Origin of the sequence: Streptosporangium sp. NPDC000095 (assembly GCF_042899335.1) — a bacterium.
Taxonomy (GTDB): domain Bacteria; phylum Actinomycetota; class Actinomycetes; order Streptosporangiales; family Streptosporangiaceae; genus Streptosporangium.
Genome location: NZ_JBIAZS010000005.1, coordinates 110,164 through 125,951, shown reverse-complemented (window position 1 = coordinate 125,951; position 15,788 = coordinate 110,164). Strand labels below are relative to the sequence as shown.

The window sequence follows — 15,788 nt, the reverse complement described above, 5'->3', positions numbered from 1 at the left end:
GCTTGTTTCCCCGGCGGCTCCGGCGCCCTGGCGGCTCCCGGGAAGAGAGCACCGAGGACCCGGGGAGGCGACGGTCGCATGGAATGGGTAAAGTGATCCCTCTAGAACAAGATTCGGGAGCGTGGATGGCGAAGTTCGACGAGGCGACAGCGGTGACCAAGGTGGACGAGACCACCTACGACGCGTGCCTCGACCCCGGATACTCCATCGGCGGCCCCCTGAACGGCGGCTATCTGATGGCCGTGCTGCTGCGCGCGGTCGTGGACGCCTCCCCCCACGAGCACCCGGTGAGCACGAGTGTCCAGTTCCTGCGGGCGGCGAGGCCCGGCCCCGCGCGGGTGCGCCTGGAGCAGATCAAGACCGGCCGCACCGCCACGATGACCAGGGTGACCCTCGTCCAGGAAGGGACGTCCTTCATCGAAGGGCTCGTCACGACCGCGACGCTCAGCGATGCCGTCCCCGACTGGACGGACGGGCCCTCGGCGGTGATGCCGCCGATCGAGCGATGCGTCTCACTGCCCGCCCCCAAGGACGCGTCGAACCTGACGTTCAGCGCCCAGGTGGAACTCGCCTTCGACCCTCCCACCGTCGGCTGGGTCGACGGCCGTCCCACCGGCAGGCCCGAGGCCCGCGCCTACTTCCGGCTGGCCGAGCCGCAGGACCCCGACCCGTACGTGCTGGCGCTCGCCGTCGACGCCCTCCCGCCGGTGGTGTTCTCCGCGGGGGCGCGCGGCTGGGCACCCACCGTCGACCTCACCTGGCACCTGCGTGCCCTGCCCGCACCCGGCTGGCTCACCCTCCTGGGCGGGGGTCGCCTGATCAGTGACGGCTGGTTCGACGAGGAGGTCGAGGTGTGGGACTCCGCGGGCCGCCTGGTCGCCCAGTCCCGTCAGCTGGCCCGCGTCGGGCGGGGCTGACGTCCGCGCTACGGGACGTAGTAACAGACACCGTACGACTGAATGTCATGAAAAATACATGGCTGAGCTGGTATTCGGCGTTGTGAGGATTCTTACCGTGATCGGCCGCCCCGGGTCGCCTAGCCTGGGGAACTGTGTCGCAAGCGAGCATTGGAATCTTTGACAGCGGTGTCGGTGGCCTCACGGTGGCTCGGGCGATCATCGACCAGTTGCCCAACGAGTCGATCTTCTATGTGGCCGACACGGCGAGGCAGCCGTACGGCCCCAAGAGCATCGCACAGGTCCGCGCCTACGCGCTGGAGGTGATGGACCACCTCGTCGAGGGCGACGTGAAGATGCTGGTGATCGCGTGCAACAGCGCGAGCGCGGCGGTGCTCCGCGACGCGCGGGAACGCTACGCCGTCCCGGTCGTCGAGGTGATCCAGCCGGCCACCCGCCGCGCCGTGCGGGCCACCCGCAACGGCAGGGTCGGGGTGCTCGGGACCAGGGCCACGATCGAGTCGATGGCCTACCACGACGCGTTCGCCGCCGCTCCCGACGTCCGGCTCACCGGGGTGGCCGCGCCGCGCCTGGTGGAGTTCGTCGAGCGGGGGGAGACGATGAGCGACGAGCTCATCGACGTCATCCGCGAATACCTGGAGCCGGTGCTCGCCGACGGGTGCGACACGCTCATCCTGGGGTGTACGCACTACCCGCTCCTCACCGGGCCGATCTCCTACGTGGTGGGAGACGGCGTGACGCTGGTGTCCAGCGCCGACGAGACGGCCAAGGACGTCTACCGCGTCCTGCACGACCGGGGCCTGGCCGCCGTTGGGGACGCGCCCAGGCACCGCTTCCGCGCCACCGGTGACGCGGGGCTCTTCACCGACCTCGGACGACGGTTCCTCGGACCGGAGATCGAGGCGGTCGAGGTGGCGGTGGTAGGGGATGTTCCGAACAACGGGCATCGCGTGTGACGGTGCCCGGGCGCTCCGTAGGGGGAGCGCCGGGGATCGGCGGACGAAGGGGGACGGAAACCGGCCACCGGCGCCCGCGCCGTGACACGCGGCGCCGCACAGTAACCGTAGGAGGCCGCCGTGAAGTTGACGATCATTGGATGCTCGGGGAGTTTCCCCGGGCCCGACAGCCCTTCCTCCTGCTACCTGCTGGAGGCCGACGGGTTCCGCATGCTGCTCGACTTCGGGAACGGCGCGCTCGGCGCGCTCCAGAGGCACATCGGCCTGTACGACGTGGACGCGATCTGCCTGTCGCACCTGCACGCCGACCACTGCCTCGACATGTGCCCGTACCACGTGGTGCGCACCTACTCGCCCGGCGGCCCGCTGCCCAAGGTGCCGGTGTACGCGCCCTCCGACGCCCGTGAGCGCCTGAACTCCGCCTACGCGATGCCCGACGAGCCGCCGCTGGAGAAGGCGTTCGAGTTCGTGAGCCTGATGCCCGGGACGTTCGAGGTCGGCCCCTTCGAGGTGACGGCCGCCCCGGTGAACCATCCCGTGGAGACCTACGGGTTCAGGGTCTCCCACGGCGGGCGCTCGGTGGCCTACTCAGGGGACACCGGCGAGAGTGCCGAACTGGTCAAGCTCGCCTCGGGAGCCGACGTGCTCCTGTGCGAGGCGTCGTACCTCGACGAGCCAGGACTCCCCACCGGCCTGCACCTGAACGGCCGCCAGGCGGCCGAGCACGCGGCCAGGGCGGGCGTGGACACCCTCGTCCTCACCCACCTGGTGCCCTGGAACGACCGCGACCGTGTCATGGAGGACGCCTCCCGCGGGGGGTTCGCCGGACGGATGGAACTGGCGCGGAGCGGGGCCCGGTATGACCTAGGGTGAACGTCATGGCTCGCGCAGATGGACGTACTCCCGATCAACTCCGCCCCGTCACCATCACCCGGGGCTGGCTCGCGCACGCCGAGGGCTCGGTGCTCGTCGAGTTCGGCGGCACCAAGGTGCTCTGCGCCGCCTCCGTGCAGGACAGCGTCCCGCGCTGGCGCCGGGGCAGCGGCCAGGGCTGGATCACCGCCGAGTACGCCATGCTGCCGCGCGCCACGAACACCCGCAACGACCGCGAGTCGGTGCGCGGCAAGATCGGCGGCCGTACGCACGAGATCTCCCGCCTGATCGGCCGATCCCTGCGCGCCTGCGTCGACTACAAGACGCTGGGCGAGAACTCGATCGTCATCGACTGCGACGTGCTCCAGGCCGACGGCGGCACCCGCACCGCGGCCATCACCGGCGCGTACGTGGCGCTGGTCGACGCGGTCGCGTGGATGCGCAAGCGCAAGATGTGCGGTGGAGACCCGCTGGTCGACTCGGTCGCGGCGGTCTCCGTCGGCGTCGTCGGCTCCACGGCGCTGCTCGACCTCTGCTACACCGAGGACGTCGCCGCCGAGACGGACATGAACGTGGTGATGACCGGCTCCGGCGAGTTCGTCGAGGTCCAGGGCACCGCCGAGGGCAAGCCGTTCGACCGCGCCGCCCTCGACGAGCTGCTCGACCTCGGCGCGGCCGGCTGCGCCGAGCTCACCCGCCTCCAGCGGGAGGCGTTGGCATGAGCCGCTTTCTCACGGTGAATCGTTCAGGAACGAGGCGGTCGGCATGAGCGAGTCCGGTACGACCGAGATCGAGACCGGTGCGGCCCGGTCCGGTGCGGCCCGTGTGGTCCTCGCCACCAGGAACTCGGGAAAGATCGCCGAGCTGCGCCGGATCCTCGCCGACGCCCGGATCCCGGTCGAGATCGTCGGGCTTGAGGAGTTCCCCGAGATCGGCGACGTCGCCGAGACCGGCCTCACCTTCGCGGAGAACGCGCTGCTCAAGGCACACGCGGTCGCACAGCAGTCCGGCCTGCCCGCGATCGCCGACGACTCCGGCCTCTGCGTCGACGCCCTGAACGGCATGCCGGGCATCTTCTCCGCCCGCTGGGCGGGAAGGCACGGCGACGACCAGGCCAACCTCGACCTGCTGCTCGCCCAGGTCTCCGACGTGCCCGCCGAGCACCGGGGCGCGCACTTCGCCTGCGCCGCGGCGCTCGCACTCCCCTCGGGGGAGGAGCGGGTGACCGAGGGGGCGCTGCGCGGCGTGATCATCGACGCCCCGCGCGGCACCGGCGGCTTCGGCTACGACCCGATCCTCGTCCCCGAAGGGGAGACCCGGACCACCGCCGAGCTGTCCGCCGCGGAGAAGGACGCGATCAGCCACCGTGGCCGCGCCTTCCGCGCCCTCGCCCCCGTCATCGCCGAACTGATCGCCTGACGGCGAGAGCCGCGCGGACGACGGCCGAGGAGCCCGAGACGTCCAGGTCGCGCCTGTAATCAGCGCGTAAGAACCCGCGGCCCCTTATGGGCGTAGCGTCGGGGGTATGCAGAGCAACAAGCGTGTGCCCTCCTGGGCCCCGGCGCTGATCGGCCTGGTGTCCGGCGCGGTGGCGGTGGCGGTGTCACTGCTCGTGGCGGGCCTGGTGAACGCCGCCGCCTTCCCGGTCGTCGCGGTCGGCAACTCCGTCGTCGACCTCACCCCTGCGCCGCTCAAGGAATGGGCGATCCGCACCTTCGGCGAGAACGACAAGACCGTGCTGCTCGCCGGGATCCTGCTGGTCATGGCCGCGATCGCCGTCGCGCTGGGAAGGGCCGCCGTCCGCGACCTCCGGTACGGGATGGCGGGTCTGGCCGCGTTCGGCCTCGTCGGCGTCGTCGCCGTGCTGACCCGGCCGGGGGCCGGGCCGGTGGACGTCGTCCCGACGCTCGTCGGGGTGGGCGCCGGCATGCTCGTCCTGCGGTGGCTCGTCGGCCGCGCTCTCGTCCCCGACGACGCCTCGACCGGGTCGTACGCGGGGGTGGTGTCCGGTGGGGCCTATGTCGTGGGTGCCGCGGGGGCCGCGCACGACACCGGGCCGGGTCGCCAGGAAGAGATCTCGCACGACACCGGGCCGGAGCGCCTGCGACCGGTCTCGCCCGAGTCCTCATCGGAGGCAGGGGAGCGGACCGGACCGCAGGTACCGCCCGTCATGCGGGCGGGGAACGACCTGCGAGCCTTCGACCGCCGGGGCCTGCTGACCGGCGCGGTCGGCGGCGTGGCTCTCGCGGGGGTGGCGGGTCTGGCCGGGCGCGCTCTCTCCGGGCGGGCCGAGGTGAACGCGGCACGTAGCGGCATCACGCTGCCCCTGCCCGCGAAACCCCTCCCCGCGCTGCCCGCCGGAGTCGACCTGAAGATCAGGGGCCTGTCGTCGTTCGTCACCCCCAGCAACGACTTCTACCGGGTCGACACCACCCTGTCGGTCCCCCAGGTCGACCCGCGCGACTGGACCCTCACGATCCACGGCATGGTCGATCGGCCCGTGGAGCTCACCTTCGCCGACCTGATGAAACGCGCCGTGGTCGAGGCCGACGTCACGCTCTGCTGCGTCTCCAACGAGGTCGGCGGCCCCTACATCGGCAACGCCCGCTGGCTGGGCGTGAGCCTGGCCGCGGTGCTCCGCGACGCGGGTGTCCGCAAGGACGCGGACATGCTGCTCAGCACCTCCGCCGACGGCTGGACCGCGGGAACCCCGGTCGACGTCGTGATGGACGGCCGCGACGCCCTGCTCGCCTTCGGCATGAACGGCGAGGTGCTCCCCGTCGACCACGGCTTCCCGGTCCGCCAGGTCGTCCCCGGGCTCTACGGCTACGTCTCGGCCACCAAGTGGGTCACCGACATCAAGGTCACCCGCTTCGACCAGGACGAGGCCTACTGGACGCCCAGGGGCTGGTCCGCGAAGGGGCCGATCAAGACCCAGTCGCGCATCGACCTGCCCAGGGACGGCGCGAGCGTCCCCGCCGGCAAGACCGTCGTCGCGGGGGTCGCCTGGGCACAGCACAAGGGCGTGGACGCGGTCGAGGTCCGCGTCGACCAGGGCGAGTGGCGCCAGGCCCGCCTCGCCGAGGCCCCCACCGCCGACACCTGGCGCCAGTGGGTCCTCGACGACTGGGACGCCACCCCCGGCGAGCACACCATCGAGGTCCGCGCCACCGACACCACCGGCTACACCCAGACCGCCGAGCGCACCCCGGTCGCCCCGGACGGCGCCACCGGCTGGCACACCATCCGGGTACGGGTCGGCTGACCCTGGCTGTGCCGCTTCGCGATCACTGACCTCGATGCCGTTGTGACGAGGACTGGAACGACAGGTGGGGGTTGAGCCTTTAAACGGTCAACTCCTTCGTGTCGGGTGGGTAGGCCGCCCTACTATCTGGCTCCCAGGGGGCAGGGACGGGGGAGCCGGTGAACGAGTGGAGTTTGGCGTCGGGGGTCTACAACCCCGTGGTGACGATGGACGGGCAGCGGTGGCGGGACTTCGAGCTGGAGGCCCAGGTGCCGGTGATGGCACCGGCGCCGCGCGAGAGCGAGCGGGAGCGGATGCGCTGGGGTCCGGCGCGACTGGACCAGTGCAGGCCGTACGGCTTGGCGGGTGGGCTGGCCAGGCCGGATCCACAGACCGAGGAGGACATGCTGCGGGCCGTTCCCCTCACCGAGCAGGGCACCCCGCGCCGCTTCCCCGACCCGCGCGGCATGTGGATCAGGCTGATCAACGGGAGCGGCCCGGCCGACGATCCGTTCCGGGCGACCAACGCGATCGACTGCGCGCTGTCGGTGCTCTCCACCTGGTACGGCACCCCCGCGGTGGCCGCGCCGCGCAGGCCCGAGTACGACCGGGTGGGCAGGCCGCTGCTCACCGGGGAGGCCGGGGGGGTGGCGAGGGCGGAGCGGTGGCTGGGGCAGCGCTTCCACTATGTGGGGCAGGGACGTCACGCCTACCTGCCGATCGCGCAGGCGCTGCTGGCCGGGGGGCACGGCTCCTCGGCGCTCATCGTCAACCGCTGGCCGGCCGGGGGCAGCCACGCGTGGAACGCGGTGAACTTCGACGGCGAGGTGATCTGGATCGACGCGCAGCGGGGGCACATGGCGGTGGAGCCGCCGTACGAGTCGGTGACGGGTGTGTTCTGCGTCGTGATCGACAGGGAGGGACGACGTCTGTGAACCCGGACCAGGCGAGGGCCGTGGCGGAGGAGTACTTCAACGGGGTCCGGGGCGCGGGTGCCGCCGTCGAGATCAGGATTTATGCCTTTCAGGAGGGCTATGTCGCCTGGGCGAACGAGCCCGAGCCCGACGATCCCAGCGTGCTGCCCGACACCGTCGGGTCCGGCTGCGTGGTGATCGACGGGGCCACCGGCGAGATCGTGATCCGGCCGCTGCTCAACCCCGAGACCGTGGCGGAGCAGTGGCCGGGACGCCGCCCCCGATGACGAAGGCGTCCCGGCCACCACGCTCAGCCGCTCGCGAGTGAGCCCACGACCGAGGCGCGGGCCGCGCGCCGGGCGGGCAGGACGGCCGCGAGCACCCCGGCGAGGCCGGACAGGGCGACGAACGACAGGATCTGCGGCACCGGCAGCTGGAAGACGACGTTGTCGGTCATCGTCTGCGCCGCCGCCCAGCCGAACGCGACTCCCAGCGTCACGCCGACCAGCGCGCCGATGAGGCCCAGGACCAGCGCCTCGACCGAGAGCATCCGCCGCAGCTGGGGCCGGGTCAGGCCGAGGGCACGCAGCAGCGCGGACTCGCGGGTGCGCTCGTGGACCGAGAGGGAGAGTGTGTTGGCGATGCCCAGCAGGGAGATGAGCACCGCCAGACCGAGCAGCCCCGTGATGATCATCAGTATCATGTCGAGCGCCTCGTCGAACTGGCCCCGCATCTCCGTCGAGCTCGCCACCTTCGCCGTCGGGTACGCCTCCGTCGCCGCCTCGACCGCCGCGAGCGCCCGGTCCGGGTCGACGCCGTCACGGTGCTTGATCATCACTCGGTTGTCGCCGACCTCGCCGAAGTAGCGGTCGAACTCCCGCTCGGGCACCGTCACGTCGGAGAGGCTCGCGTCGACACCGGAGATGCCCACGATCGAGAGATCGACCGTGCCCGCCTTCGCCGTCCGTACGGTGATCCGGTCACCGACCCCGAGCGCGAGCCGCTCGGCGACGCGGTCGGTGACGAGCGCGGTCCCCGGCACGAGCCGGTCGAGCGAGCCCGCGTCGAGCGGCGGCTTGAAGCCCGGGGTCGGGGTGAAGGTTCCCACGTCGTACCGCGTGGTGCCGGTCGCGAGCCTCGCGCCGGTCTCGCGGAAGGCGATGACCGAGTCCAGCTCGGACCGGCCTCGGAGGTCCTCGGCGATCGCGCGGGGCAGGCCGGAGTCGCGCCCCTGGGTCTGCACCATGTAGTCGAAGGGGAACTGCTCGTCGAGCTGCTGGGTGAACGTCACCCGGACGGTGCCGGTGACGACGGAGATGACCGTCATCAACGTCACGCCCACGGTGAGTGCCACGGTGGTGGTCGCCGACCGCTTCGGGTTGCGCCGGGAGTTGTCCACGGCCAGCCTGCCGGGTACGCCGAAGAGCTTGGCCGGTACCCACCCCGCGAAGGCGGAGAGCGGCCTGACGATCACCGGCCCGAGGATCAGCACCGCGAGGAAGACGGACGAGCATCCGGCCATCACCGTCACCAGGGCGGTCTCGCCCGGATCCGTGGAGATCCCCGCCACCACGATGCCCACGCCCGCGAGCAGGAACAGTCCCGCGAAGATCATTCGTACCAGGCCGGTCCTGAAGGTCCGCTCCTCGGTCTGCGAGCGCAGCGCCGCGATCGGTGCCACCCGCGTCGCGGCCCGCGCGGGCAGCAGTGCCGCGCCGACCGTGACCGTCAGGCCGATGACCAGGCCAAGGACGATGGTGGTCGGCGTCAGGGTGGCGGCGGCGGCCGTGGGCAGCGGCGCGTCGAACGCCGCCAGCACGGAGAGCGCCCCCGCACCCAGGCCGTAGCCGAGCAGCAGGCCGAACACCGACGACAGCAGGCCGACCACCGCCGACTCCAGCATGATCGAGGTGAAGACCTGCCCGCGCGTCGCCCCGACGCATCGCAGCAGCGCCATCTCGCGGGTCCGCTGGGCCACCAGGATGTTGAAGGTGTTGTAGATGACCAGCGCGGCCACGAACATCGCCACCACGCCGAACAGCAGCAGGCCCAGCTTCAGGAAGTCGCCGTTGGCGCCGTTGTTCCTGGCGAGGTCCGCCGCGTAGCGCTCACCGGTCTTGACCTCGTGACCCGCGCCCACGGCCGAGGCGACCGAGCCGCGCAGCGCCTCCTGGGTGACCCCCTCGGCGGCGGCGACGTCGATCTCCCGATACCCCTGCTGCCCGGTCATCTTCCTGGCGGTGTCCGTGGTGTAGCCGACCGCGCCGAAGTATCCGAGCTCCTGGTCCAGGCCGACGTCGAACAGGCCCACCAGCGTGAACTCGTGCCTGGCGTTGCTCGCGTCGAGCACCGCGACGGTGTCACCGACCTTGAAGCCCCTGGTCCTGGCGGTGCCCTCGTCGAGCACGGCCTGCGTCGCGGTCTTCGGGGCCGTACCGCTCACGATCGGCATACGGTTCAGGTCGCCCTCGGGCAGGGAGATTCCCGCGGTGGGGAAGTCACCGGCGGCCTTGCCGTCCTTGCCGATCAGGGCGGATGTGCCCCGTACCAGCCCCTGTGCGTCGGCCACCCCGTCCACGGCGCGCACCTTCTCCAGGGCGGCCTCGGAGATCACAGGAGGCTCGTCGCCGTTCCCCCCGGGCGCAGGGAGTACGGCGACGTCGATTTTGTCGGCCGCCGCGGAGAACTTCTCGGTGAACCCCGCGTCGATGGTGTCGGTCAGCACGAACGTCCCCGCGATGAAGCCGACCCCCAGCGCGATCGCGAGGGACGTCAGCATCAGGCGCAGCCGGTGCGCGAGCAACCCGGCCAGCGTCGTCCTCAGCACCTCACGCCTCCAGCTTCATCAGCGTGTCCAGCACCGACTGCGGCGTCGGCCCTGTCAGCTCGCTCACCAGCAGGCCGTCGCGGAGGAAGACCACACGGTCGGCGTACGAGGCCGCCACCGGGTCGTGGGTGACCATCACGATCGTCTGGTCGAGCTCGCGCACCGACGTCCGCAGGAAGGAGAGCACCTCGGCACCGCTGCGCGAGTCGAGATTGCCGGTGGGCTCGTCGGCGAAGATGACCTGAGGCCTGCTGATCAGGGCGCGGGCGACCGCGACGCGCTGCTGCTGGCCACCCGACAGTTCCGAGGGCTTATGGCCGAGCCGGTCGCGCAGGCCCACGGTCTCCACGACCCGGTCGAACAGCGCGGGGTCTGCCAGCCGCCCGGCGATCTCCAGCGGGAGCCGGATGTTCTGCTCGGCGGTGAGTGTCGGCAGCAGGTTGAACGCCTGGAAGACGAAGCCGATCCGATCGCGGCGGAGCATGGTGAGCTTCTTGTCGTTGAGTTCGGTCAGCTCCACGTCCCCGACGCGCACCTGCCCGCCGCTCACCGTGTCGAGTCCGGCCAGGCAGTGCATCAGCGTGGACTTGCCCGACCCCGAGGGACCCATGATCGCGGTGAAGGCGCCCGTCGCGAAGGAGACGTCCACTCCGCGCAGCGCGTGCACGGCGGTGTCCCCCCGGCCGTACACCTTGGTGAGACCTCTGGCCGTCACGGCCGGCGCCGCGCTTTCCCGCGCGTCCCACGCGCCGACCTCTCCGGTGATGGTCACGACAGCTCTCCTCAACAACGTGTGATGTTATGACGCACCAAACGGTATTGATGGGGAAAGAGGGATCCATCAGGCGTTAGGCCTGACTTATGGCGATACGGAGGGGGTCGGGAGAAGGAGGGACGCGACCTCCGCCGTAGTGCGGCCTCGGCCATTCGGACGAGGCGGGCGAGGCGAACGGGGCCTCACCCTCGATGGGATTCCTGCCCGAAGGCCGGGGCGCTCGCGGGTTTCTGATCCAGCGGGGTTCTCCCGAGGCTCTCGCCCCCGACCCGAGGCTCTCGCCCCCGACCCGAGGCTCTCGCCCCCGACCCGGGGCTCTGTCTCCGGCCGAGGCTCTCGCCTTCGGCCAAGGCTCGTGCGGTTCTCGTGTCCGACGGGGAGACTCGCGCGGTTCCTGTCTCCGGCGGGGAAGGTTCCCGGCCCTCAACCGGTATTACCTCCGCGGGTATTTGATCTTCAAGGTGCCCAGGCCGACCTTGCCGGTGACACGCAGCACCGGCGCGTCAGGGTGTCCCGGTTCGGTGGCCTTGTTGGTGATCGTGCCCATGTTCGTCGTGAGAGAGTCGATCCGCACGGTCCACCCCCGTGGCACGATCACCAGGATGTTGCCCATCCCGCAGGTCGCCTCCAGCAACACCTCGCGGTGCGAGCACACGGCCCCGGTGAAGTCGATCTTCACGCTGCCCGAGCCGCAACTCGCCACGATGCGCGCGGGCACCACCCAGTAGTCCTTCTGTTGCACCGCCCCGTACTTCGTTTGCAGCTCCAGGACTCCGCTTCCGACGCCCCCGGCACCCCCGGCGCCCAGCATGGCGAGCCCCGCGTCGTCTCGCGGCAGGTCGGCAGTGATGGCCCTCAGGTCGTCGTACGTCCTCGCCGCCTGCGTCCGCTCGATCCGCTCCTCCAGTTCCTCCAGGGAGAGCCGTCCCTCTCCGGTGGCCACGCGCAACCGCTCGATGACCGCGTCACGATCGGAGTGCGACGCGCGGAGCCGACCGTCAAGGTTCGTCATACGACGATGCTAATCGGCGGAATGCGGGGTTACGATTCCCGATTCATAGGCATATACGACGACCTGTGCTCGATCCCGCAGGCTCAGCTTCGCCAGAATCCGGCCCAGATGCGTCTTGACCGTCGCCTCCGCCAGCTCCAGACGACCGGCGATCTCCGTGTTCGACAACCCCCTCGCCACCAACACCAGCACCTCCCGCTCCCGCGCGGTCAGCCCGGTCAGCACCGCGGGCTCGGCCACCGCGGAGGGGAGATGCACCGCGAAACGCTCCAGCAGCCGCCGCGTCGTACTCGGCGCCACCACCGCGTCCCCGCTGTGCACCGACTGGATCGCGCTCACCAGATCGGCGGGCGGCACATCCTTCAGCAGGAACCCCGACGCGCCCGCCTTCAACGCCGCGAACGCGTACTCGTCCAGATCGAACGTGGTCAGGATCAGCACCCGAGGCCCACCGGCCGTCGAACGGATCAGCCGCGTCGCCTCCACCCCGTCCATCACCGGCATCCGCACGTCCATCAGCACCACGTCCACGGCGACCGTCCGCACCGCCTCCACCGCCGCGGCCCCGTTACCCGCCTCCGCGACGACCTCGATGCCGGGATGGGCGTCGAGAACCATGCGGAAACCGGTGCGCAGCAACTCCTGATCGTCGACCAGCATCACCCGAATCACCTGGTCACCCACCGTGTGCTCCGTCAAGCCGCCCGCCCCGCCCCGGTATCGCCGATCGGCAGCCGCGCCACCACCTGGAAGCCGCCACCGGGAACGGGGCTCGCCTTCACACTCCCGCCGAACATCGCGACCCGCTCGCGCATGCCGACCAGGCCGTGCCCGCCCTCACGCTCCGGCGTCGCCGCGCCACGACCATCGTCGGTCACCCGCACGAGCAGCTCCCGCACGCCGTACTCCATCTCCACCGTGGCCCTGCTGTCCGGGCCACCGTGTTTGAGGGTATTGGTGAGCGCCTCCTGAACGATCCGGTAAACCGTGAGCTGCTCCCCCTCGGGAAGCTCCGCGGGAACACCGGACACCCGCAACTCCACCGGCAAACCCGACTCCCGCACCTGCGTCACCAGATCGTCCAACTGCGACAGGCTCGGCTGCGGAGCGTACTCCTCCTGGACACCGTCGGCCCGCAACACGCCCACCATCCGCCGCATCTCCGCCAGAGCCCTGCGGCCCGTGGCCGAGACCGCCTCCATCGCCCTGCGCGCCTGTTCAGGATCGCGGTCGATCGCGTACCCCGCCCCGTCGGCCTGAACGATGATCACACTCACGTTGTGCGCGACCACGTCGTGCAGCTCACGGGCGATCCTGGCCCGCTCCGCGGCCGCCGCCAGCCTGGCCTGCTGATCGCGATCGCGTTCCGCTCGCTCGGCCCGCTCCTCCAGACCCTCCAGATAACGGCGGCGGGTGTTCGCGTAGATCCCCGTCATCCAGATCGCGGCCGCGAACGCCGAGGCCGTGGCGAAGGCACGCAGGTCAAGTCCCTGAGGCACCCGCCCGAACACCAGGAACAACCCCAGCTCCACCACCAGCCCCGCCCCGACCGCCCAGCGCAGCGGGCGCCGCGACGCCACCCCGTACATGGCGACGAGCACGGAGACGTTGAAGAACAGGGGCGGAACCCCGGCGAGCCACTGGAGGAACGAGGCGAACGAGACGATCGCGAAGACCGCGACCGGACGCTCGCGCATCCAGAACAGCGGCACGAACAACAGCAGCGTCAGCCCCGCGAACCCCCACAGCCCCAGCCTCTCCGCCCCCCAGGCCACCAGGTCGACCACCCCGACGGCCCAGACATTGAGCAGCGAGACCAGCAGGAACGGAGTCAGCCACAGGGCGTCCGTGATCCTGGGATGGCGCACGCTCCAGGCGCGCAATCTGCCGAACACATCACTACGATACGTATGCGCAGATCAGAGCCCTTCCCCCTCAAGGTGGAGGTCGATGTACGACTCAGGTCGCACATCGAGCCGCACATTCGGCTTGGCTTACACAGCCTTTACGGTCTTTGGGGCACCATGGTTTCTGGGAGCGCCCTCCGGGGTGAGTAAAGGGAGATAGTTTGTGGTGATCAATCACAACGACGCCGGGTCGCGCGGCTAAGAAGACAGGCCGCGCGACCTGACGTTTTCTCTCCCGTTCCCCCGCCGCGACGGATAGCCGCCACATCGGACAGAGCTCCCTCGCCGCATACCGCTCGGCGCCTTCTCGGACGCTTCGGCGGCCTCACCGGGATCGTCGGCTTGCTCGCTCACCTGCCTACCCGCTTACCCGTGCGGATCCACGAGGGTCTTCCCGTCCGGCGGTGAACATCGTGCCGTCTCGTGCGGCACCGGGCGACGCCGGTCCCTCGGGCGGTCGATCCGGGCCCACGCGGGCGACTCACCGAAGCACCACCCACGGCGAAGCCGGCCGAACGCGCGTCCCCGGCCTCAACCCGCCGGATCGGACGCGACGGCACGGTCCTCCGCGAGGACGGATTCGCGCAGTAATTGAATGGCTCTGCGTATGACCGCGGATCTCGACGCGAAGCGTCTTTCGCTCCGACAGTATTCTATGAAAAATAGATCCTGGGCCGATATTGTCACGCTGGTGTCTGTCGACTTTATGTCGATCGATTGATTCTTGATTGTTTTGTGGGGTCGACGGGATTCGAACCCGCTCTGGACGGTACCTAAAACCGTTGCCTCTACCGTTGGGCTACGACCCCTATTTTTTTCCTGCAAAATTCTCTGTCTGTGAATGGCAATTGGGGCAGAGAAAACGCAGGTTTTCTTTTCTGTTGTCCAGCCAGTTGCCATTGATATGGTCAACGTGCAGCGTCAATGCCTGACCTCGCCAGGCGCCCTCGATCCTACATCCCGCGCAGCGGTATGGCATCCCGGTCTCGATCAGGCAGCGCCTGAGCTGCCCGGGGTCCGGGCGTGGACCGCCCTCCGGTCGCATGGCGAGAACCTGTTCCGGACGACTGCGTCGCGGCGAGGGCTTCCCTCTGTTGGGGGAGACCCTGCGAAAGTGCGAGGTGTCGATTCCGAAGCGCTTCAGCTGGCGGCTGATATGAGCGTGGTTGCCGCCCGCGATGGTGATGCCGAGGCGGCGGAGGACGTCGGCGATGCTGAGGGATGCGGCCGCGGCCTCCGCCAGCATTTCCGGGGTGTATTTGTATTTGGCGGGCACGCCCCAAGTCTAGGTAATGGGACCGACAATTCTTGGGGCGTGCTCATGTCATATTAAATGGCGAAAATCGGGTGTCAGTCGACGCCTAGTTCGCGGCGGAGGCGGGCCACGTGGCCGGTCGCCTTCACGTTGTAGAGGGCCTTCTCGATCTTGCCGTCCGCGTCGATGACGAAGGTGGAGCGGATGACCCCGAGGGTCGTCTTGCCGTACATCGTCTTCTCCCCGTACGCGTCGTAGGCCTTGTGGACCTCAAGGGAGGGGTCGGACAGGAGCGGGAAGGTGAGGGCGTCGTGCTCGACGAACTTGGCGAGCTTGGCAGGGCTGTCCTTCGAGACGCCGAGCACGACGAATCCGGCCGAGGTGAGCGAGGCGAGGCTGTCGCGGAAGTCGCAGGCCTGCTTGGTGCAGCCCGGGGTCATCGCGGCGGGATAGAAGTAGAGGATGACGCGCTTACCGCGGTGGCTCTCCAGCGACACGGTGGTGCCGTCGGCGGCGGGAAGGGTGAAGTCCGGGGCGGCGTCGCCCGGCTCAAGTTTCATGGTGTTCCTCCGAGGAATGGTTCCCCGGTCAACTTACCGGCCTGCCCGAAGTGCCGTGGGTAGGTAGGACCTGACAGACTGATCAATGTCAAGGAGTAGGGGAGGATAGCCATGGCGGACACCGATCCCGCGGAGTTGGAACGACAGATCGAGCGCACGCGCGCGGAGTTGGCCCAGACGGTGGACGCCATCGCGGACCGGGTGAGCCCCAAGCGGGTCGCGGCGCGTGGTGTGGCGAAGGTCCGGGCGAACGCGGAGCATCTCGCCGCTCAGGTCGGTGACCTGGTGGGGGGCGCGGCGGGGCCGAAGCCGGTCAGGCTCGCCGGCGAGCCCGAGGACCTGTGGGCGGACGAGCGGCCGGACCTGGCGCCGATCCTGATCGGGGTGGGGGCGGCGCTGGCGCTCGGCGCGGTGGTCATGCTGTGGCGGCGCCGTCGTCGCTGACCGTCACCGGCCGGGGGAGCGAATGTCGCCGGTGACCGATCGGCTGCCCGGAATTGAGTAGGGGTTTACTCATGTGACCTTTTTCCCGCTCGCGGACCATCGCG

General features: G+C 70.0%; 16 protein-coding genes and 1 tRNA gene. 9 read left to right on the top strand and 8 right to left on the bottom strand.

Annotated features, from left to right (window positions below):
* Positions 1 to 125 precede the first annotated feature (125 nt).
* From ACFY3V_RS13720 to ACFY3V_RS13685, 8 genes are all read left to right on the top strand, one after another.
* Positions 126 to 917, top strand: coding sequence for a thioesterase family protein (locus tag ACFY3V_RS13720; RefSeq protein WP_362897581.1), 792 nt, complete (start codon positions 126 to 128; stop codon positions 915 to 917).
* 134 nt (positions 918 to 1,051) lie between these two features.
* On the top strand, positions 1,052 to 1,873 hold the full coding sequence (gene murI / locus ACFY3V_RS13715) for a glutamate racemase (protein WP_362897583.1): 822 nt from the start codon (positions 1,052 to 1,054) through the stop codon (positions 1,871 to 1,873).
* 120 nt (positions 1,874 to 1,993) lie between these two features.
* Positions 1,994 to 2,746 (top strand): MBL fold metallo-hydrolase, encoded by a 753-nt coding sequence (locus ACFY3V_RS13710; RefSeq protein ID WP_362897585.1) that lies wholly within the window; start codon positions 1,994 to 1,996, stop codon positions 2,744 to 2,746.
* Between the two features lie 5 nt (positions 2,747 to 2,751).
* Positions 2,752 to 3,468, top strand: coding sequence for a ribonuclease PH (rph, locus tag ACFY3V_RS13705; protein ID WP_350949838.1), 717 nt, complete (start codon positions 2,752 to 2,754; stop codon positions 3,466 to 3,468).
* Positions 3,469 to 3,511: 43 nt separating this feature from the next.
* The gene (locus ACFY3V_RS13700; RefSeq protein WP_389773124.1) at positions 3,512 to 4,165 is read left to right on the top strand and encodes an XTP/dITP diphosphatase; all 654 of its coding nucleotides are present in this window, start codon (positions 3,512 to 3,514) and stop codon (positions 4,163 to 4,165) included.
* 106 nt (positions 4,166 to 4,271) lie between these two features.
* Positions 4,272 to 6,011 carry a molybdopterin-dependent oxidoreductase gene (locus tag ACFY3V_RS13695; protein ID WP_389773121.1) on the top strand — a complete coding sequence of 580 codons (1,740 nt, stop codon included), beginning with the start codon at positions 4,272 to 4,274 and terminating at the stop codon, positions 6,009 to 6,011.
* A gap of 158 nt (positions 6,012 to 6,169) precedes the next feature.
* On the top strand, positions 6,170 to 6,925 hold the full coding sequence (locus ACFY3V_RS13690) for a toxin glutamine deamidase domain-containing protein (RefSeq protein WP_389773118.1): 756 nt from the start codon (positions 6,170 to 6,172) through the stop codon (positions 6,923 to 6,925).
* A complete protein-coding gene (locus tag ACFY3V_RS13685) occupies positions 6,922 to 7,191 on the top strand; it encodes a hypothetical protein (RefSeq protein WP_389773115.1) in 270 nt (89 codons plus the stop codon). Before ACFY3V_RS13690 ends, ACFY3V_RS13685 begins: the two co-directional genes overlap by 4 nt.
* A gap of 23 nt (positions 7,192 to 7,214) precedes the next feature.
* Here ACFY3V_RS13685 and ACFY3V_RS13680 read toward each other — a convergent pair whose 3' ends face one another.
* The 8 genes from ACFY3V_RS13680 to bcp form a co-directional block, all read right to left on the bottom strand.
* Positions 7,215 to 9,731, bottom strand: a complete 2,517-nt coding sequence (locus ACFY3V_RS13680; protein ID WP_362897611.1) for an FtsX-like permease family protein — start codon at positions 9,729 to 9,731, stop codon at positions 7,215 to 7,217.
* A 1-nt stretch (position 9,732) separates the two neighbouring features.
* A complete protein-coding gene (locus tag ACFY3V_RS13675) occupies positions 9,733 to 10,503 on the bottom strand; it encodes an ABC transporter ATP-binding protein (protein ID WP_362897613.1) in 771 nt (256 codons plus the stop codon).
* Positions 10,504 to 10,939: 436 nt separating this feature from the next.
* Positions 10,940 to 11,518 carry a DUF1707 domain-containing protein gene (locus tag ACFY3V_RS13670; protein ID WP_389773111.1) on the bottom strand — a complete coding sequence of 193 codons (579 nt, stop codon included), beginning with the start codon at positions 11,516 to 11,518 and terminating at the stop codon, positions 10,940 to 10,942.
* 9 nt (positions 11,519 to 11,527) lie between these two features.
* Positions 11,528 to 12,190 (bottom strand): response regulator transcription factor, encoded by a 663-nt coding sequence (locus ACFY3V_RS13665; RefSeq protein ID WP_350949859.1) that lies wholly within the window; start codon positions 12,188 to 12,190, stop codon positions 11,528 to 11,530.
* Between the two features lie 23 nt (positions 12,191 to 12,213).
* Positions 12,214 to 13,413, bottom strand: a complete 1,200-nt coding sequence (locus ACFY3V_RS13660) for a sensor histidine kinase (protein WP_362897617.1) — start codon at positions 13,411 to 13,413, stop codon at positions 12,214 to 12,216.
* 748 nt (positions 13,414 to 14,161) lie between these two features.
* A tRNA-Leu gene (locus ACFY3V_RS13655) sits at positions 14,162 to 14,234 on the bottom strand.
* The gene (locus ACFY3V_RS13650; RefSeq protein WP_389773108.1) at positions 14,234 to 14,701 is read right to left on the bottom strand and encodes an HNH endonuclease signature motif containing protein; all 468 of its coding nucleotides are present in this window, start codon (positions 14,699 to 14,701) and stop codon (positions 14,234 to 14,236) included. The genes ACFY3V_RS13655 and ACFY3V_RS13650 overlap by 1 nt, the downstream gene beginning before the upstream one ends.
* Before the next feature lie 74 nt (positions 14,702 to 14,775).
* Positions 14,776 to 15,240, bottom strand: coding sequence for a thioredoxin-dependent thiol peroxidase (gene bcp / locus ACFY3V_RS13645; protein ID WP_350949829.1), 465 nt, complete (start codon positions 15,238 to 15,240; stop codon positions 14,776 to 14,778).
* 111 nt (positions 15,241 to 15,351) lie between these two features.
* Here bcp and ACFY3V_RS13640 point away from each other — a divergent pair, with 111 nt between their 5' ends.
* The gene (locus ACFY3V_RS13640) at positions 15,352 to 15,684 is read left to right on the top strand and encodes a DUF3618 domain-containing protein (RefSeq protein WP_350949828.1); all 333 of its coding nucleotides are present in this window, start codon (positions 15,352 to 15,354) and stop codon (positions 15,682 to 15,684) included.
* Positions 15,685 to 15,788: the final 104 nt, after the last annotated feature.